At 72.6% G+C, this 15,262-nt stretch carries 17 protein-coding genes; 11 read left to right on the top strand and 6 right to left on the bottom strand.

The window, feature by feature from the left end:
* Positions 1 to 7: 7 nt before the first annotated feature.
* Positions 8 to 652: a thymidine kinase gene (locus ACIRNI_RS26295; protein ID WP_403554921.1), complete on the top strand. Its 645-nt coding sequence runs from the start codon at positions 8 to 10 to the stop codon at positions 650 to 652.
* Positions 653 to 663: 11 nt separating this feature from the next.
* Here the strand turns inward: ACIRNI_RS26295 and ACIRNI_RS26290 are convergent, their stop codons facing one another.
* Entirely contained in the window at positions 664 to 1,437 is a 774-nt protein-coding gene (locus ACIRNI_RS26290) for a VOC family protein (protein ID WP_403554919.1), read from the bottom strand.
* 229 nt (positions 1,438 to 1,666) lie between these two features.
* Between ACIRNI_RS26290 and ACIRNI_RS26285 the strand changes: the two genes are divergently transcribed.
* Positions 1,667 to 2,503: a sulfurtransferase gene (locus ACIRNI_RS26285; protein ID WP_403554917.1), complete on the top strand. Its 837-nt coding sequence runs from the start codon at positions 1,667 to 1,669 to the stop codon at positions 2,501 to 2,503.
* Between the two features lie 50 nt (positions 2,504 to 2,553).
* On the opposite strand, the gene sepH is transcribed toward ACIRNI_RS26285, so the two are convergent.
* Entirely contained in the window at positions 2,554 to 3,612 is a 1,059-nt protein-coding gene (sepH, locus tag ACIRNI_RS26280; RefSeq protein WP_403554915.1) for a septation protein SepH, read from the bottom strand.
* Between the two features lie 454 nt (positions 3,613 to 4,066).
* Here sepH and ACIRNI_RS26275 point away from each other — a divergent pair, with 454 nt between their 5' ends.
* Entirely contained in the window at positions 4,067 to 4,807 is a 741-nt protein-coding gene (locus tag ACIRNI_RS26275) for a hypothetical protein (protein WP_403554913.1), read from the top strand.
* Between the two features lie 4 nt (positions 4,808 to 4,811).
* On the opposite strand, the gene ACIRNI_RS26270 is transcribed toward ACIRNI_RS26275, so the two are convergent.
* Both ACIRNI_RS26270 and ACIRNI_RS26265 read right to left on the bottom strand, forming a co-directional pair.
* A complete protein-coding gene (locus tag ACIRNI_RS26270) occupies positions 4,812 to 6,143 on the bottom strand; it encodes a D-arabinono-1,4-lactone oxidase (RefSeq protein ID WP_403554911.1) in 1,332 nt (443 codons plus the stop codon).
* Positions 6,091 to 7,350, bottom strand: a complete 1,260-nt coding sequence (locus tag ACIRNI_RS26265) for an MFS transporter (RefSeq protein WP_403554909.1) — start codon at positions 7,348 to 7,350, stop codon at positions 6,091 to 6,093. Before ACIRNI_RS26265 ends, ACIRNI_RS26270 begins: the two co-directional genes overlap by 53 nt.
* A gap of 160 nt (positions 7,351 to 7,510) precedes the next feature.
* Here ACIRNI_RS26265 and ACIRNI_RS26260 point away from each other — a divergent pair, with 160 nt between their 5' ends.
* Both ACIRNI_RS26260 and ACIRNI_RS26255 read left to right on the top strand, forming a co-directional pair.
* On the top strand, positions 7,511 to 8,638 hold the full coding sequence (locus ACIRNI_RS26260; protein ID WP_403554907.1) for a ferrochelatase: 1,128 nt from the start codon (positions 7,511 to 7,513) through the stop codon (positions 8,636 to 8,638).
* A 9-nt stretch (positions 8,639 to 8,647) separates the two neighbouring features.
* Positions 8,648 to 9,457 (top strand): inositol monophosphatase family protein, encoded by an 810-nt coding sequence (locus ACIRNI_RS26255; RefSeq protein ID WP_355356862.1) that lies wholly within the window; start codon positions 8,648 to 8,650, stop codon positions 9,455 to 9,457.
* Between the two features lie 77 nt (positions 9,458 to 9,534).
* On the opposite strand, the gene ACIRNI_RS26250 is transcribed toward ACIRNI_RS26255, so the two are convergent.
* Entirely contained in the window at positions 9,535 to 9,711 is a 177-nt protein-coding gene (locus ACIRNI_RS26250; protein ID WP_355356864.1) for a hypothetical protein, read from the bottom strand.
* Positions 9,712 to 10,056: 345 nt separating this feature from the next.
* Between ACIRNI_RS26250 and ACIRNI_RS26245 the strand changes: the two genes are divergently transcribed.
* The 4 genes from ACIRNI_RS26245 to ACIRNI_RS26230 all read left to right on the top strand — a co-directional run bounded on the left by ACIRNI_RS26245 (position 10,057) and on the right by ACIRNI_RS26230 (position 13,601).
* The gene (locus ACIRNI_RS26245; RefSeq protein ID WP_403554904.1) at positions 10,057 to 10,710 is read left to right on the top strand and encodes a response regulator transcription factor; all 654 of its coding nucleotides are present in this window, start codon (positions 10,057 to 10,059) and stop codon (positions 10,708 to 10,710) included.
* 3 nt (positions 10,711 to 10,713) lie between these two features.
* Positions 10,714 to 11,940, top strand: coding sequence for a sensor histidine kinase (locus ACIRNI_RS26240; RefSeq protein ID WP_403554902.1), 1,227 nt, complete (start codon positions 10,714 to 10,716; stop codon positions 11,938 to 11,940).
* Between the two features lie 406 nt (positions 11,941 to 12,346).
* The gene (locus ACIRNI_RS26235; RefSeq protein WP_003955561.1) at positions 12,347 to 12,643 is read left to right on the top strand and encodes a DUF4193 domain-containing protein; all 297 of its coding nucleotides are present in this window, start codon (positions 12,347 to 12,349) and stop codon (positions 12,641 to 12,643) included.
* A 13-nt stretch (positions 12,644 to 12,656) separates the two neighbouring features.
* Positions 12,657 to 13,601: a hypothetical protein gene (locus ACIRNI_RS26230; protein ID WP_403554900.1), complete on the top strand. Its 945-nt coding sequence runs from the start codon at positions 12,657 to 12,659 to the stop codon at positions 13,599 to 13,601.
* Positions 13,602 to 13,615: 14 nt separating this feature from the next.
* Here ACIRNI_RS26230 and ACIRNI_RS26225 read toward each other — a convergent pair whose 3' ends face one another.
* Positions 13,616 to 14,107, bottom strand: coding sequence for a DUF3093 domain-containing protein (locus ACIRNI_RS26225; RefSeq protein ID WP_403554898.1), 492 nt, complete (start codon positions 14,105 to 14,107; stop codon positions 13,616 to 13,618).
* 58 nt (positions 14,108 to 14,165) lie between these two features.
* Between ACIRNI_RS26225 and ACIRNI_RS26220 the strand changes: the two genes are divergently transcribed.
* Both ACIRNI_RS26220 and dut read left to right on the top strand, forming a co-directional pair.
* Positions 14,166 to 14,741 (top strand): PaaI family thioesterase, encoded by a 576-nt coding sequence (locus ACIRNI_RS26220; RefSeq protein ID WP_403554896.1) that lies wholly within the window; start codon positions 14,166 to 14,168, stop codon positions 14,739 to 14,741.
* Positions 14,741 to 15,262, top strand: a complete 522-nt coding sequence (gene dut, locus ACIRNI_RS26215; protein WP_361427108.1) for a dUTP diphosphatase — start codon at positions 14,741 to 14,743, stop codon at positions 15,260 to 15,262. The genes ACIRNI_RS26220 and dut overlap by 1 nt, the downstream gene beginning before the upstream one ends.

Raw genomic sequence — 15,262 nt, 5'->3', positions numbered from 1 at the left:
CTTTCCCATGCCCGAGTTGGTGTTCTTCTCCGGAACGATGGACTGCGGAAAGAGCACCCTCGCTCTTCAGATCGAGCACAACAGGTCCGCCCGGGGCCTCCAGGGCATGATCTTCACGCGTGACGACCGCGCCGGCGAGGGCAAGCTCTCCTCCCGCCTCGGCCTGGTGACCGAGGCGGTCGAGGCGGCCCCGGGCATGGACCTGTACGGCCACCTGGTGGACCAGATGTCGAAGGGCGGCAAGGTCGACTACGTCATCGTCGACGAGGCGCAGTTCCTCGCCCCCGAGCAGATCGACCAGCTGGCCCGCGTCGTGGACGACCTGGACCTGGACGTCTTCGCCTTCGGTATCACCACGGACTTCCGCACCAAGCTCTTCCCCGGCTCGCAGAGGCTGATCGAGCTGGCGGACCGTGTCGAGACGCTCCAGGTCGAGGCAATGTGCTGGTGCGGGGCGCGCGCCACGCACAACGCCCGCACGGTGGGCGGCGAGATGGTGGTCGAGGGCGAGCAGGTCGTCGTGGGCGACGTCAACCGCCCTGCCGCGGAGGTCGGTTACGAGGTCCTGTGCCGGCGCCACCACCGCCGCCGCATGACGAGCGCCGCCGCCCGCGCCGCCGCCCTCTCCCCGGACGTCCTGCCGGTCACCTGAGCCGGACGGTCTCAGCGGCCGGCCGACCGCACGAGCGTGAAGACCGCGCCCTCCGGGTCCGCGACCGTCGCGCGCCGGCCGGTGGAGCCGTCGCGCGGCGGCTCCAGCACCCGGCCGCCCAGCTCGGTGACCCGGCGCGCCGCGTCGTCCGTGTCCGCCACCTCGAACCAGGTGATCCAGTGCGCGCCCCGGTCCCGCGGCAGCGCCGCGCCGACGCCGTGCAGCGAGGCCACCGGGCGGTCGTCCAGCTTCAGCGTCACCACGTCCAGGTCGGCGGAGGCGAGCGGCTCCAGCTCGTACCCGAACACCGTCTTGTAGAACTTGCCGACCGCCTCGGTCTCCTGCGTCAGCAGCTCGTTCCAGACCGGTGTGCCGTGCCTGCCCGCCACCGCCGTACCGAGGTGCGCCGCGGCCTGCCAGACCCCGAAGACTGCGCCCGTCGGGTCGGAGCAGATCACCATGCGGCCGGCGTCGGCGGCGTCCAGCGGCCCCACGGCGACCGTGCCGCCGCTGCACCGGATCGATTCCGCGCTCTCGTCGGCGTCGTCCGACGCCAGGTACGGCGTCCAGGCCGTCGGCAGGCCCCGGTCGGCCGGGTGCTGACCGATGCCGGCGACCTCCTGGCCGTCGAGCAGCCCGCGCAGGTACGGGCCGAGCTGCTGCGGTCCCGGCTGGAACCGCCAGCCGAACAGCGTCCCGTAGAACTCCCGCGTCGCGTCAAGGTCGTGCGCCATCAAACTCACCCAGCAAGGTGTACCGGGCTTGCGCCGAGCCGCCTCGGTCATCGTCACTCTCTCCTTCGACCATCGGTTGTGGCCGTGCGGGGGGACCGGGCGTGCGCGCCGTTCGGGTACCGGCTCCACGCCTCGTCAGATGCTTGCACCACTGGCCGCGCGGTGCGCCCCGGCCGCGCCGGGATGTGGCGCGATCCCGCAGGAGGATGCCCGGATTTCCGAGGCCCATCCGCGGTGTGACGGCCCCCGCGCGGGCCGTCGCTGAGCGAGGATGGCACGTATGAACCCCATCATCTCCGCAACCGAACTGGCGACCGAGCTCGCCGGACCCCGCCCGCCGGTCCTCCTGGACGTCCGCTACCAGCTCGGTGGCCCGCCCGGCCACCCGTTGTACGAGGCGGGGCACATCCCGGGCGCGGTCTACGTCGACCTGGAGACGGAGCTCGCGGGCAAGCCCGGCCCCGGCGGCCGCGGGGGCCGGCACCCGCTGCCGGACGTGGCCGAGTTCGGCGCGGTGATGCGCCGGGCGGGCGTCTCCGTGTCCTCGCGGGTGGTCGCGTACGACGGCGCCCAGGGCTGGGCGGCGGCGCGCGCGTGGTGGCTGCTGCGCTGGGCGGGGCACGCGGACGTACGGGTCCTCGACGGCGGTCTCGCGGCGTGGCGGGGTGAGCTGTCGACTGCGACGCCCACGCCCCCCGTTGGCGACTTCACGCCACGGCCGGGTGCCCTGCCGCTGCTGGACGCCGACGGCGCGGCGGCGCTGGCCCGGACGGGCCTGCTGCTGGACGCGCGGGCGGCGGAACGGTACCGGGGAGACGTGGAGCCGATCGATCCGGTGGCCGGTCACATCCCGGGCGCGGTGTCGGCCCCGACCATGGAGAACGTCGACGAAGAGGGCCGCTACCTGCCCGCCGAGGCGCTGGCGGCCCGCTTCAAGACCCTGGGCGCGACGGATGCCCCCCGGGTCGGCGTCTACTGCGGCTCGGGCGTCTCGGCCGCCCAGCAGATCCTGGCGCTGGAGCTCGCCGGCATCGAGGCCGCCCTCTACGCCGGTTCCTGGTCCGACTGGTCCAGCGACCCCGCCCGCCCGGTCGCCCAGGGCCCCGAGCGCGGCTGACGCACCGCCCGGGCCGGCCTCGGCCCGGGCGGTCACTCCGGTTACTCCGGCTACTCCTGCTTCTTGCGGCGCGTGCCGAAGACGATCTCGTCCCAGCTCGGGACCGCCGCGCGGCGGCCCGGGCGGACGCCGTCCGCCTCCGCCTGGCGGTCCGTGGTGCCGATCAGGCGGTCGCGGTGACCGCTCACCGCGCGCGGCATCAGCACGTCCGCGTACGCCGAGCCGGCGCCCGCCGACGCGGCGGGGGCCGGGGGTTCCTCGGCGTCCGGTTCCTGGTCGGGATCGGCCGCGGACAGCTCCGTGGCGCCCGCGCGCTCCGGGACGACCATGTCGCCCCGGAAGCTCGGCACCGCCTCCAGCAGGCTGGTCAGCGAGTCGCGCTCGGGCTCCTCCTCGGCCTCCGGGACCGGCGGCGGCACCGGCGTACGGTCCAGCGGCCGGTCGCGCGGCAGCCGTGCGATCCGGGGGACGAACGGGAAACTCGGCTCCGGCACCGCCACCGCGTCGTCGGTCTCGCCGATCAGGGACCGCGCCTCGTCGTCCACGGCCTGGACGAGCCGCCTGGGCGGGTCGTACGTCCAGCTGGCCGAGTGCACCTCGCCCGCGACGCGGTAGACGAGCAGGACTTCCCAGGTGCCGTCGTCCCGGCGCCAGGAGTCCCACACCACGGTGTCCTTGTCGGCGCCGCGCAGCAGCAGCCGCTCCTGCACGGCCTCGCCGAGCTGGGGGCCGGTGTTCTCGCCGGGCCGGCGCACGGGGGTCTTGCGGGCCCGCTCGGCCATGAAGGCGCGCTCCGCGAGCACGGGGCCCTCGAAGCGGCGTACCCGCTCGACGGGGATGCCCGCGAGCTGGGCGACCTCCTCGGCGGAGGCACCGGCACGTATGCGCGCCTGGATGTCGCGGGGGCGGAGGTGGCTCTCCACCTCGATCTCGATCTGGCCGAGCCGGGCGCGGTCGTTGCGTACGGCGGCGCGCAGCCGTTCGTCGATCGGGAGCGTGTACTCCGTGTTGTCGGCAGCCTTCAGCACCAGTCGTGTGCCGTCGTTGGAGACGGCCACGACACGCAGTTCGGGCATGGGGACCTCCCGGGTGGTGCCTGCCGACGTCACCTGCGTCGCTGCTTCCGCTAGTCGAGTGTGGCCTGCCCGGGTGCAGCCTGCCACAACCTTGCCGAGTTGCCCGGCGTGTCGGGCATGGGCCCTGGAACGCCGTTATGGCACGGTTACCTGTTCGCGACGGAGCGTGACCGTGGCGGTCGCGCTGTGCGGCAGGCGTCCGTGCGGTGCCGCGGCGCCGCCGGATCGAGTGCCATGTGGCCCCCTCCCGTTGGTCCCGGACACCCATTGGAGGACCGGGGCCCAGGGTTCGCCACAGTACTCCATTCGGGCCAGCGGGGTGGACCGGCGCGCCGTCGAACTTGTCCCGCGGTATGGCAGTTGGGCACCCGGAGGTATTCCTCCCGAGTGGCATCCTTCACGGAATCGGCAGAAACGGAACTATTCGCTTCGCCCAAAAGTCCCTTCTCGCTGCATGCATCAACAGACCGGTGGGCAAGGGGACGAAATGGAACACAAGCTGGCGACACGGACAAAAGAGAGAGAAGGGAAGAAGAGGCGGCTCGACCTCACCGTCACCCAAGTGGCGGGCAGCGCGGCCGCCGCGGTCGTCGCGGCCAAACTCGCCGCCAAGCTGGGCGTGTACGGCACGGTCCTCGGCGCCGGCGTCATCAGTGTCATCGCCACCTGTGGCGGTCCGGTCTTCCAGCACCTCCTCACGGCGGCGGGCGAGCGGGTGCGGGCCGTGCGGCGCCCGCGCTCCACGGCGTCCGCCGAGCCGGGCCCCGCGCACGGCGAGTTCGGCGGTGCGACGACGTACCGCGCCCGGACGCTCGTACGCGGCCGAAGGCGCTCGGTGATCGCGGCGGCGCTCGTCTTCGTCCTGGCGATGGCCGGCATCACTGCGTACGAGCTGATATCCGGCCAGGACTTCAGCGGCGGCGGGGGGACCACCATCGGCTCCGTCGTACGCGGCGGGGGCTCCGAGCGGTCCCGGCCGGTCACCCCCCACGAGGACCCGTACCGGCAGCAGGCGCCGAGCCCCGACCGGGATCCGGGCGCGCACACGGATCCGGCACCGACTCCGCCCCCGACGCCCGACCCGGACACCACCTCGCCGACCCCGCCCCCGACCCCGACACCCTCCCCGACCCGGCCCTCGCCCCCGACGCCCACCCCCACACCGACGCATCCGACACCGAGCCCCACGCCCCCGACGCCCGACGACGACGGCGCGACGGCCGAGTGAGGCGTCAGCCGCCCAGCACCCGCCGCAGGTAGTCGTTGCCGAACAGACGGTCCGGGTCCAGCCGGTCCCGGAGCGCCGTGAACTCGCCGAACCGCGGATAGACCTCCGCCAGGTACGCCGCGTCCCGCGTGTGCACCTTGCCCCAGTGCGGCCGGCCGCCGTGCGCCGTCATGATCCGCTCCGCCGCGGTGAAGTACGCCCGGTACGGGCTGCCCTTGTACATGTGCACGGCGATGTACGCGGTCTCCCGGCCCGACGCCGTCGACAGCGCGATGTCGTCCGCCGGGGCCGTCCGCACCTCCACGGGGAAGCTGACGCGCAGGGGCGAGCGGTCCACCATCGCCTTCAGCTCGCGCAGCGCGTCGACCGCCGCCTCCCTCGGGATCGCGTACTCCATCTCCACGAACCGCACCCGGCGCGGGCTGGTGAAGACCTTGTACGGGATGTCCGTGTACGTACGCGAGGACAGCGCGCGGCTGGAGATCCTGGCGATCGCGGGGATGGTGGCCGGCACGGCGCGGCCCACCGAGTTGACCACCTGGAAGAGCCCGTTGGAGAGGAACTCGTCCTCGATCCAGGCGCTGACCCGCCCGGGCGGCGCCGCCGGGCCCGCGCTGCGGTTGTTGCGCTTGGTGGTGCAGTTCCCGGTGTGCGGGAACCAGTAGAACTCGAAGTGCTCGTTCTCCGCGTGCAGCGCGTCGAACTCCGCGGTGACCTTGTCGAAGGCCATCGGCTCCTCGCGGGCGGTGAGCAGGAAGAGCGGCTCCACGGCGAGGGTGAGGGCCGAGACCACCCCCAGGGCGCCGAGCCCGATCCGGGCGGCCGCGAAGACCTCCGGGTTCTCCTTCTCGGAACAGGTCAGCACCCGCCCGTCGGCCGTGACCAGCTCCAGCTCCCTGATCTGCGCGGCGATCGACGCCGAGTCCCGGCCCGTGCCGTGCGTCCCGGTGCTGGTCGCGCCCGCGACCGTCTGCTCCATGATGTCGCCCATGTTCGTGAGCGAGAGGCCCTCCCGGGCCAGGGCCGCGTTCAGCCGCTTCAGCGGAGTACCGGATTCCACCGTGACCGTCATCTCGCGGCGGTCGATGCGGCGGATCCCGGTCAGCAGGTCCGGCCGGATCAGCACCCCGTCGGTGGCGGCGATGGCCGTGAAGGAGTGACCCGTACCGACCGTCTTGACGCGCAGTCCGTCCTCGGCCGCCCTGCTTACCGTCGCCGCCAGCTCCGCCACCGAGGCCGGACGGGCCTCCCGTACGGGCCTCGCGGTGACGTTCCCCGCCCAGTTACGCCACGTGGTGCTGCTCCGGCTGTTCCGGGTCCTGCTCGCGCTGCTCACGCTGCCCCTGCCCCTCCCGCGTCGGCACCGGCCTGCGCAGCCGGCGGTATCCCAGGAACGCCACCGCGGCCGCGAGCACTCCGGCGATGCCGGGGACCGTGTACCCCGCGGCCGCCCCGTGCGCGTCGACCACCCAGCCGGCGGCCGAGGAGCCGAGCGCCACGCCGACCGCGAGCCCGGTACCCGTCCAGGACATGCCCTCGGTCAGCTTGCTGCGCGGTACGTGGGCCTCGACGAGGGCCATGGTCGTTACCATCGTCGGCGCGATGGCAAGGCCCGCGACAAAGAGCGCCACGGCCAGGATCGGCAGATTCCCGGCCAGTTGGAGGGGGATCATACTCACGGCCATCGCACAGACACCCAGAAGCCACCTGCGGGACGGCTCCCCCTTGAGGTGCAGCAGGCCGAAGACCGCCCCCGCCACGCACGAGCCCAGCGCGTACACCGCCAGCACCAGGCTGGCCGCGGCCTTGTGGCCCTCCTCCTCGGCGAACGCCACCGTCACCACGTCCACGGCGCCGAAGATCGTGCCGGTGGCGACGAACGCGGTCACCAGCACCTGGAGGCCGGGGGAGCGCAGCGCCGAGCCGCCGGTGTGCTGCTCGATCGGATGGGGCTTCGGCTCGGTGCCGCGCTGGGCGGTCAGCCACCACACACCGACCGCCAGGAAGACCGCCGCCAGCAGCGGGCCCGCCTCCGGGAACCAGATGGTCGACAGCCCGATCGACACGATGGGACCGAAGATGAAGCACACCTCGTCGATGATCGACTCGAAGGAGTACGCGGTGTGCAGCTCGCGCGCCGAGCCCCGGTAGATGGTCGCCCAGCGGGCCCGGGTCATCGCACCGATGCTCGGTACGCTGCCCGCGGCGGCCGAGAAGACGAACAGCGTCCACTCCGGCAGGCCCTGCTGCGCGCAGATCAGCAGCCCCGCCACGGCCGTGACCGTGATCAGGGTGGCCGGGCGCAGCACGCGGCGCTGACCGTACCGGTCGACGAGGCGGGAGACCTGGGGGCCGAGCACGGCGGCGGAGACGGCGAGCGTCGCCGAGAGCGCGCCGGCCAGGCCGTAGCGGCCGGTGAGCTGGGAGATCATCGTGACGATGCCGATGCCCATCATGGCCAGCGGCATCCGACCTATGAAGCCGGCGGCGGAGAAGCCCACGGTTCCGGGGGCGGAGAAGATCGCGCGGTAGGGACTGGGCAAGGGGTACTCCGGCCGGTAAGGCGGTCAGGCGTAGGGGCGCGGCGCGCGTGTGGCGTGAAGCGGCGTAAGGCGTCTGGGCAGCCTTGACAGGTTACGTCCGAATGGGTGAGCGCGCACGGCGGTTTTCCGGCTGTCAGACCCGGGTGGCAGGATCGACGCCATGTCCGATCAGCGCGATCCAGCTCCGTACGACGCCCTGCTGCTGCTCTCCTTCGGCGGGCCCGAGGGCCCCGACGACGTGGTGCCGTTCCTCGAGAACGTGACCCGGGGCCGGGGCATTCCCAAGGAACGGCTCAAGGAGGTGGGGCAGCACTACTTCCTCTTCGGCGGCGTCAGCCCGATCAACGACCAGAACCGCGCCCTGCTGGCCGCGCTGCGCAAGGACTTCGCGGACGCGGGCCTCGACCTGCCGGTCTACTGGGGCAACCGCAACTGGGCGCCGTACCTCACGGACACGCTGCGCGAGATGGTCGCCGACGGCCGCCGCCGCATCGCCGTCCTCGCCACCAGCGCCTACGCCTCCTACTCCGGCTGCCGCCAGTACCGGGAGAACCTCGCGGACGCGCTCGCCGCCCTGGAGGCGGAGGGCCTGCCGCTGCCCCGGATCGACAAGCTGCGGCACTACTTCAACCACCCCGGTTTCGTCCGGCCCATGGTCGACGGCGTCCTCGCGTCGCTCTCCGAGCTGGACGAGTCCGTCCGCGCGGGCGCCCACCTCGCCTTCACCACGCACTCCATCCCGGTCTCCGCAGCCGACGCCTCCGGCCCGGTGGAGGAGCACGGCGACGGCGGGGCGTACGTCAAGGAGCACCTGGACGTCGCACGCCTCGTCGTCGACGCCGTACGGGAGGAGACGGGCGTCGAGCACCCCTGGCAGCTCGTCTACCAGTCCCGCAGCGGCGCGCCGCACATCCCGTGGCTGGAGCCCGACATCTGCGACCACCTGGAGGAGCTCCACGGCGCCGGGGCCCCGGCGGTCGTGATGGTCCCCATCGGCTTCGTCTCGGACCACATGGAGGTCCTGTACGACCTCGACACCGAGGCCACCGCCAAGGCCGCCGAGCTGGGGCTCCCGGTGCGCCGGTCGGCCACCGTGGGCGCCGACCCGCGCTTCGCCGCCGCCGTCCGCGACCTCGTCCTCGAGCGCGCGGCGACCGAGCGGGGCACAGTGGTGGAGCGGTGCGCGCTCGGGGCACTGGGCCCCTCGCACGACCTGTGCCCCGTCGGCTGCTGCCCGGCCCGCGCCGAGCGGCCCGCGGCGGCGGGCGCCGACAGCCCGTACGCGTAAGGAGACGCCGTGACCGACCCGCGTGACCCGCTCCCGACCGAGCTGCTGGACCTGGCGCTGGAGGCCGGGCGCCGGGCCGGTGCGCTGCTGCGCGACGGCCGCCCGGCCGACCTCGGGGTGCAGGCCACCAAGTCGAGCCCCATCGACGTGGTGACCGAGATGGACATCGCCGCCGAGAAGCTGATCACCGGCTTCCTCGCCGAGCACCGCCCCGACGACGGCCTCCTCGGGGAGGAGGGCGCCGCCACGGAGGGCACGAGCGGCGTCCGGTGGGTCGTCGACCCCCTGGACGGCACGGTGAACTACCTGTACGGCCTGCCCACCTGGGCCGTCTCCATCGCCGCCGAGCGGGGCGGCGAGACCCTCGTCGGGGTCGTGGTGGCCCCCATGCGCGACGAGACCTTCCACGCGGTCCTGGGCGGCGGCGCGTTCCTGAACGGCCGGCCCATCCGCTGCCGCCCGGCCCCGCCGCTGGACCAGGCCCTCGTCTCGACCGGCTTCAACTACGTGGCCGCCGTCCGCGCCCACCAGGCGGACGTGGCGCAGCGCCTCATCCCGCGGCTGCGCGACATCCGCCGCGGCGGCTCGGCGGCGATCGACCTCGCGGACGTGGCGGCCGGCCGCCTGGACGGCTACTACGAGCGCGGGCTGCGGCCCTGGGACCTCGCGGCCGGCGACCTGATCGCCCGCGAGGCCGGCGCCCTCACCGGCGGCCGCCCGGGCACCCCGCCCTCCGGAGACCTGACGGTCGCGGCCTCCCCGGGCGTCTTCGAGCCCCTCCAGGCCCTCCTGGAGGAGTTCGGCGCCTGGCACGACTGAGGCGCCGGCCCAGGCGGCCGTACGCACGCGAAGGCCCCGATGCCATACCCGGGCATCGGGGCCTTCGCGTGTGTACCTCAGGCGATCTGCGGGGTGCCGATCTCCACGCCGTGTTCGGCGGCGATTCGGCGCAGGTCGTCGAGCTCCTCCTGCTCGACATCCGCCAGGAAGTCGTCGCCCGTTTCGCGCGCCTGCGTGAGGTGGGTCTCCGTGGCCCTTATGCGCTGCAGCAGTCCTGCGGTGAAAGCGTCCATCGTGCGCCCCCTCGTCATGGGTCGGTGGCACGGGGGTGTGCCGAGGGTTGGTCGATCGGGTTCTCGATCACGCACGGCACCTCTGGGGGACAGAGCGGTTCGTGGCGTGCCACAGACACGGCGTGATCTCGGGTGTGCAGTCGTCCTCCCCCAGAGCTACCTCACAGAAACCTCAAGTCATTCGTGAATCCGGTGAATTCCCGGTGCCGACTCCGTGCCGCGGCCCCCGTCCCGGGCCGCCCGCACGCCGTCTTACAGCCGGTTTACGCGCGTAAGGGGCAGGATGGATACCCACAGTCATCTGCTCATTCGCCCGGATCCGGGCTCGGAGGAAGGAACAGCGACGTGCGCGTACTCGTCGTCGAGGACGAGCAGCTGCTCGCCGATGCGGTGGCCACCGGACTGCGCCGGGAGGCCATGGCCGTCGACGTCGTGTACGACGGGGCGGCCGCCCTGGAGCGTATCGGGGTCAACGACTACGACGTGGTCGTCCTCGACCGCGACCTGCCGCTCGTCCACGGCGACGACGTCTGCCGCAAGATCGTGGACCTGGGCATGGCCACCCGTGTCCTGATGCTCACCGCCTCCGGTGACGTCAGCGACCGCGTGGAGGGCCTGGAGATCGGCGCCGACGACTACCTGCCGAAGCCCTTCGCCTTCAGTGAGCTGATCGCGCGCGTACGGGCCCTCGGGCGGCGGACGACGGTGCCGCTGCCGCCGGTCCTGGAGCGGGCCGGCATCAAGCTGGACCCGAACCGCCGCGAGGTCTTCCGCGACGGCCGGGAGGTCCAGCTGGCGCCGAAGGAGTTCGCGGTGCTGGAGGTGCTGATGCGCAGCGAGGGCGCGGTGGTGTCGGCCGAGCAGCTGCTGGAGAAGGCCTGGGACGAGAACACGGACCCGTTCACCAACGTCGTCCGCGTCACCGTCATGACCTTGCGCCGCAAGCTCGGCGAGCCGCCGGTGATCGTCACCGTGCCGGGCTCCGGTTACCGGATCTGACCCGTGGCCACGACTCCGGTGCCTCCTCAGGCGCCCCCGAAGCCGACCTGGGACCCCAGGGAACCGGTCCGCCCCTGGCTGCGGCCCACCATCCGGATACGGCTCACGCTGCTGTACGGCGGCATGTTCCTGATCGCCGGCATCCTGCTGCTGTCGATCATCTACCTGCTGGCCGCGCAGGCGCTCCACATCGGCAGCGAGCTGCCGTTCCGGATCGTCGAGGGCCGGCTGCAGAGCGAGATCTGCGAGTTCCCTTACGCGCCGACCGCCGACGAGGCCAACCGCGCGATGAACGCCTGCGTCAACGCGCAGCGCCAGCACGCCCTGGACGACCTGCTGCGCCGCTCGCTCTTCGCGCTGCTGGGCCTGAGCGTCATCGCCTTCGCGTTCGGTTACGCGATGGCGGGCCGCGTGCTGTCCCCGCTCGGCAAGATCACCCGTACCGCCCGCAACGTGGCCGGTACGGACCTGAGCCGCCGCATCGAGCTGGACGGCCCCGACGACGAGCTGAAGGAGCTCGCGGACACCTTCGACGACATGCTCGACCGGCTGGAGCGGGCCTTCACCGCGCAGCAGCGGTTCGTCGCCAACGCGTCGCACGAGCTGCGCACGCCGCTGGCGATCAACCGCACCCTGCTGGAGGTCCACCTCTCGGACCCCACGGCGCCGGTGGAGCTCCAGCAGCTGGGCAAGACGCTGCTGGCGACCAACGAGCGCAGCGAGCAGCTCGTGGAGGGCCTGCTGCTGCTCGCCCGCAGCGACAACGAGATCGTCGAGCGCAAGCCCGTGGACCTGGCGGAGGTGGCTTCGCGCGCCATCGACCAGGTGCACGGCGAGGCCGAGGCGAAGGGCGTGGAGATCCGCGGCGAGCGGGCACCGGCCGTCGTCCAGGGCAACGGCGTGCTGCTGGAGCGGATCGCGCTGAACCTGGTGCAGAACGCCGTGCGGTACAACGTGCCGGAGGAGGGCTGGGTCGAGGTCACCACCGAGACGCAGGCCGGCCAGGCCGTGCTGGTGGTGTCGAACACGGGGCCGGTGGTACCCGCGTACGAGATCGACAATCTCTTCGAGCCCTTCCGGCGGCTGCGGCAGGAGCGCACCGGCAGTGACAAGGGTGTCGGGCTCGGGCTCTCGATCGCCCGGTCCGTCGCGCGGGCCCACGGAGGCCGTATCATCGCGGAGCCCCGCGAGGGCGGCGGCCTGGTGATGCGTGTCACCCTTCCCCTCTGACCAGGGGAGGGCGGCGCGTGGCCGTGGTCGCGACTGTGTTCGCTTTGCGCGGAATTTTCGGGACCCGTTCCCGCGTTGACCGTGTGTGATCGATCACAAAGGAGTAATTCCGGCCATCTACTCTCCGTGATCAAGAATTCCCCGGAAAACCAGGAAAAGTCCGGGTTTCCAGGGCCCTGGATCACGGGAAGTACACGGGGTGGCGCCCGCAGGGCGTGACTCCGGGACCGTGTACGGTCCGCTTCGCCACCCAAACCCGATCACTCCAGAGGGGTCAGGTTGGGTGTCGATTGAGTAACAGACCTTGATGTGAGGCAAAATCTCCGCCTCAGGTCGGGCACAAGACCGGCCTCCCACGCGTTACGTGCGCTGGAGACACCGCAAACACCCAGAGGGGGAGAGCGACATGGCAACGGATTACGACACCCCACGCAAGACCGACGACGACGTCGACTCGGACAGCCTTGAAGAACTGAAGGCCCGCCGGAACGACAAGTCCACCTCGACGGTCGACGTCGACGAGTTCGAGGCCGCCGAAGGCCTGGAGCTCCCGGGCGCCGACCTCTCGAACGAGGAACTGGCCGTCAGGGTGCTGCCCAAGCAGGCTGACGAGTTCACCTGCATGAGCTGCTTCCTGGTCCATCACCGCAGCCAGCTGGCCCGAGAGAAGAACGGCCAGCCGATCTGCCGAGACTGCGACTGAGGTCCGGTCGGCCGTGGCAGGCGACACCCCGTCTCGGAAGCGACGCTTCCGGCTCCACCTCCACCGGAAGCCGGAGGCGTACCAGGGCGGCACAGGCACGGCACCAGGCGCGCAGGACGCGCCCGCCGAGCACTCCGCCCTCCTGCCCTCCCCCGGCGCGCGTGACGACGAGCGAGGCCCTTCGGCCTCGCTCGAAGCAGCCGCCGAGGCCGGACCCACGGGACGCGGCCTACCGGCACAGCAGCACCCCACCAAGGCCCGACGGCGCCTCGAAGCCGTCGCAGCCGTCCGGCGCGGCGTACGCAAGGGCCGCGACGGCGCACGCGCCGGTCTCTCGCACCTCGCCGACCGGCTCATCGAGAACGCCCCGCGCGTCCCCGTCCGCGACCTCGCCACCCTGCGCAGACAGTTCCCGGGCCTCGGCCCCGAGCAGATCGCCGACAAGCTGATCGCGGGCGCGGCCAACGCCACCTCCACGGTGGGCGCCGGCGTCGGCGCGGCCGCCATGCTCCCCGTGCCGCCCGCGATGCCGGCCGAGCTGGCCGCGGAGATCACCGGCGTCGCCGCGATCGAGCTCAAGCTCATCGCCGAGCTCCACGAGGTCTACGGCCAGCGCCCCCCGGGCAACCTCAGGGAGCGCGCCACCGCCTACCTGACCTCCTGGACGGAGGAGCGCGGCATCGACGTCACCAGGCCCACCACCATCAACGCCGCCCTCGGCGGCCGGATGAAGCGCGAGCTGCGCCAGCGGATCACCAAGCGCATGGTGCGCAACCTGCCCAACCTGATGCCGTTCATGGTCGGCGCCGCCGTCGGCGCCATGATGAACCGGCGCGACACCAAGAACCTCGCCGAGCAGATCCGCAAGGACCTGCGCACCCGACAGGTGCCCTGGGACGCCCTCCCCGAGCTCCCCCCGCTGGAGCAGCCGGAGAACCCCAAGGAGCTGGGTTTCTAGGCGGCGTACGGCGTCTAGGCCGTACGGGCCGCGGTCAGCGCCGCCGCGAGGGCCTCCGGGTCCCGGCTGGAGACGTACACGTACGGCGTCGGGTCCGCCGGATCCGTCACCTCCACCCGTACCGCCTCCGCCACGTACCCGCGCATCACCATGAACGCGCGCGGATCCGCCTTGTACGTCCGCCAGGCGCGCGCCCCCTCGGCGTCCAGCACCTCCGGCTCACCCAGCGCCGACACCGGGATCCGCGCGTCCCCCGCGACCAGCGAGCCCGCCACCACGCGGACGCGGACGGAGCCGTACGCGCTGACGCCGATCGCCGCCGCCGCACCCGCGAGGATCAGGCCGCCGAGCATCGGCAGCGTGCCCAGCGGCAGCGCGATCAGCGCGCCCGACAGCCCGATGAGGGCGGCGATCAGCCACCAGGAGCGCGGGGCGGTGAGACGTTCGTCGTACAGCGGTACGGCAGGGGCGGCAGGGGAGGCGGAAGCCGGTGCGGAAGGCTGCATACACCCAAGCTTGGCACGGTGCGCCCCCGGGGCGGCCGCGCGGGTAAGGTCTGCGGCTGTGACCACTGCACTGACGCCTCCCGCCGAGGCCATACCGCCGGTACGGCACCCCGAGGCACCCGCCCCCGGCGAGCTCCTCGGTGCCCATTACGAGCACTGCTTCGGCTGCGGCGGCGCCCAGCCGCACGGGCTGCACCTGGCCGCGCGGGCCGGCGAGGGCGTGAGCGTCACCGCCGAGTTCACGGTGACCACCGACCACCAGGGCGCACCCGGGCTGGCGCACGGCGGCGTGCTCGCCACCGCGCTCGACGAGACGCTCGGCTCGCTGAGCTGGCTGCTGCGGGTCATCGCCGTGACCGGCCGGCTGGAGACCGACTTCGTGCGCCCGGTGCCCGTCGGCACCGTGCTGCACCTGGAGGCCGAGGTCACCGCCGTCCACGGCCGCAAGATCTACTGTCGGGCGACCGGGCGGATCGGCGGGCCCGAGGGGCCCGTCGCCGTCCGCGCCGACGCCCTTTTCATCGAGGTCAAGGTCGATCACTTCATCGACAACGGCCGCCCGGAGGAGATCCGGGCCGCCATGGCCGACCCCGACCAGGTCCGGCGCGCCCGCGCCTTCGAGGTGAACCCCTGATGTCCCAGAGCCGTAACCCCGTCGACGTACTGATCCGCCGCGTGGACCCGGAGGTGCCGATTCCGTCGTACGGGCACCCGGGCGACGCGGGCGCCGATCTCGTCACCACCGAGGCCGCCGAACTGGCGCCCGGCGAGCGCGCGATTCTGCCCACGGGGGTGTCCATCGCCCTGCCCGACGGGTACGCGGCCTTCGTGCACCCCCGCTCCGGGCTCGCCGCCCGCTGCGGAGTGGCTCTCGTGAATGCCCCGGGCACGGTGGATGCCGGGTACCGTGGGGAGATCAAGGTGATCGTGGTCAACCTGGACCCGCGCGAGAGCGTGCGGTTCGAACGGTTCGACCGGATCGCCCAACTGGTCGTTCAGCAAGTCGAGAGGGTCCGCTTCCACGAGGTGGCGGAGCTTCCCGGCTCGGCGCGGGCCGAGGGGGGCTTCGGGTCCACCGGCGGTCATGCCGCCGTGGAGGGCTGGACGGGTGGGAATCGATACGCTTCGGTCGTATCCGACCGGGAAGGACAGTGA

The organism is Streptomyces sp. NPDC093546 (assembly GCF_044765045.1).
In the GTDB taxonomy this organism is placed as follows: domain Bacteria; phylum Actinomycetota; class Actinomycetes; order Streptomycetales; family Streptomycetaceae; genus Streptomyces.
The sequence above is the reverse complement of the archived record's forward strand: the minus strand, read 5'-3'. Positions and strand labels throughout refer to the sequence as shown.

Coding starts and splice junctions, on each gene's coding strand:
- ACIRNI_RS26295 (WP_403554921.1), top strand. CDS start 8: ATGCCCGAGTTGGTGTTCTTCTCCGGAACGATGGACTGCGGAAAGAGC.
- ACIRNI_RS26290 (WP_403554919.1), bottom strand. CDS start 1,437: ATGACCGAGGCGGCTCGGCGCAAGCCCGGTACACCTTGCTGGGTGAGT.
- ACIRNI_RS26285 (WP_403554917.1), top strand. CDS start 1,667: ATGAACCCCATCATCTCCGCAACCGAACTGGCGACCGAGCTCGCCGGA.
- ACIRNI_RS26275 (WP_403554913.1), top strand. CDS start 4,067: ATGGAACACAAGCTGGCGACACGGACAAAAGAGAGAGAAGGGAAGAAG.
- ACIRNI_RS26260 (WP_403554907.1), top strand. CDS start 7,511: ATGTCCGATCAGCGCGATCCAGCTCCGTACGACGCCCTGCTGCTGCTC.
- ACIRNI_RS26250 (WP_355356864.1), bottom strand. CDS start 9,711: ATGGACGCTTTCACCGCAGGACTGCTGCAGCGCATAAGGGCCACGGAG.
- ACIRNI_RS26235 (WP_003955561.1), top strand. CDS start 12,347: ATGGCAACGGATTACGACACCCCACGCAAGACCGACGACGACGTCGAC.
- ACIRNI_RS26225 (WP_403554898.1), bottom strand. CDS start 14,107: ATGCAGCCTTCCGCACCGGCTTCCGCCTCCCCTGCCGCCCCTGCCGTA.
- dut (WP_361427108.1), top strand. CDS start 14,741: ATGTCCCAGAGCCGTAACCCCGTCGACGTACTGATCCGCCGCGTGGAC.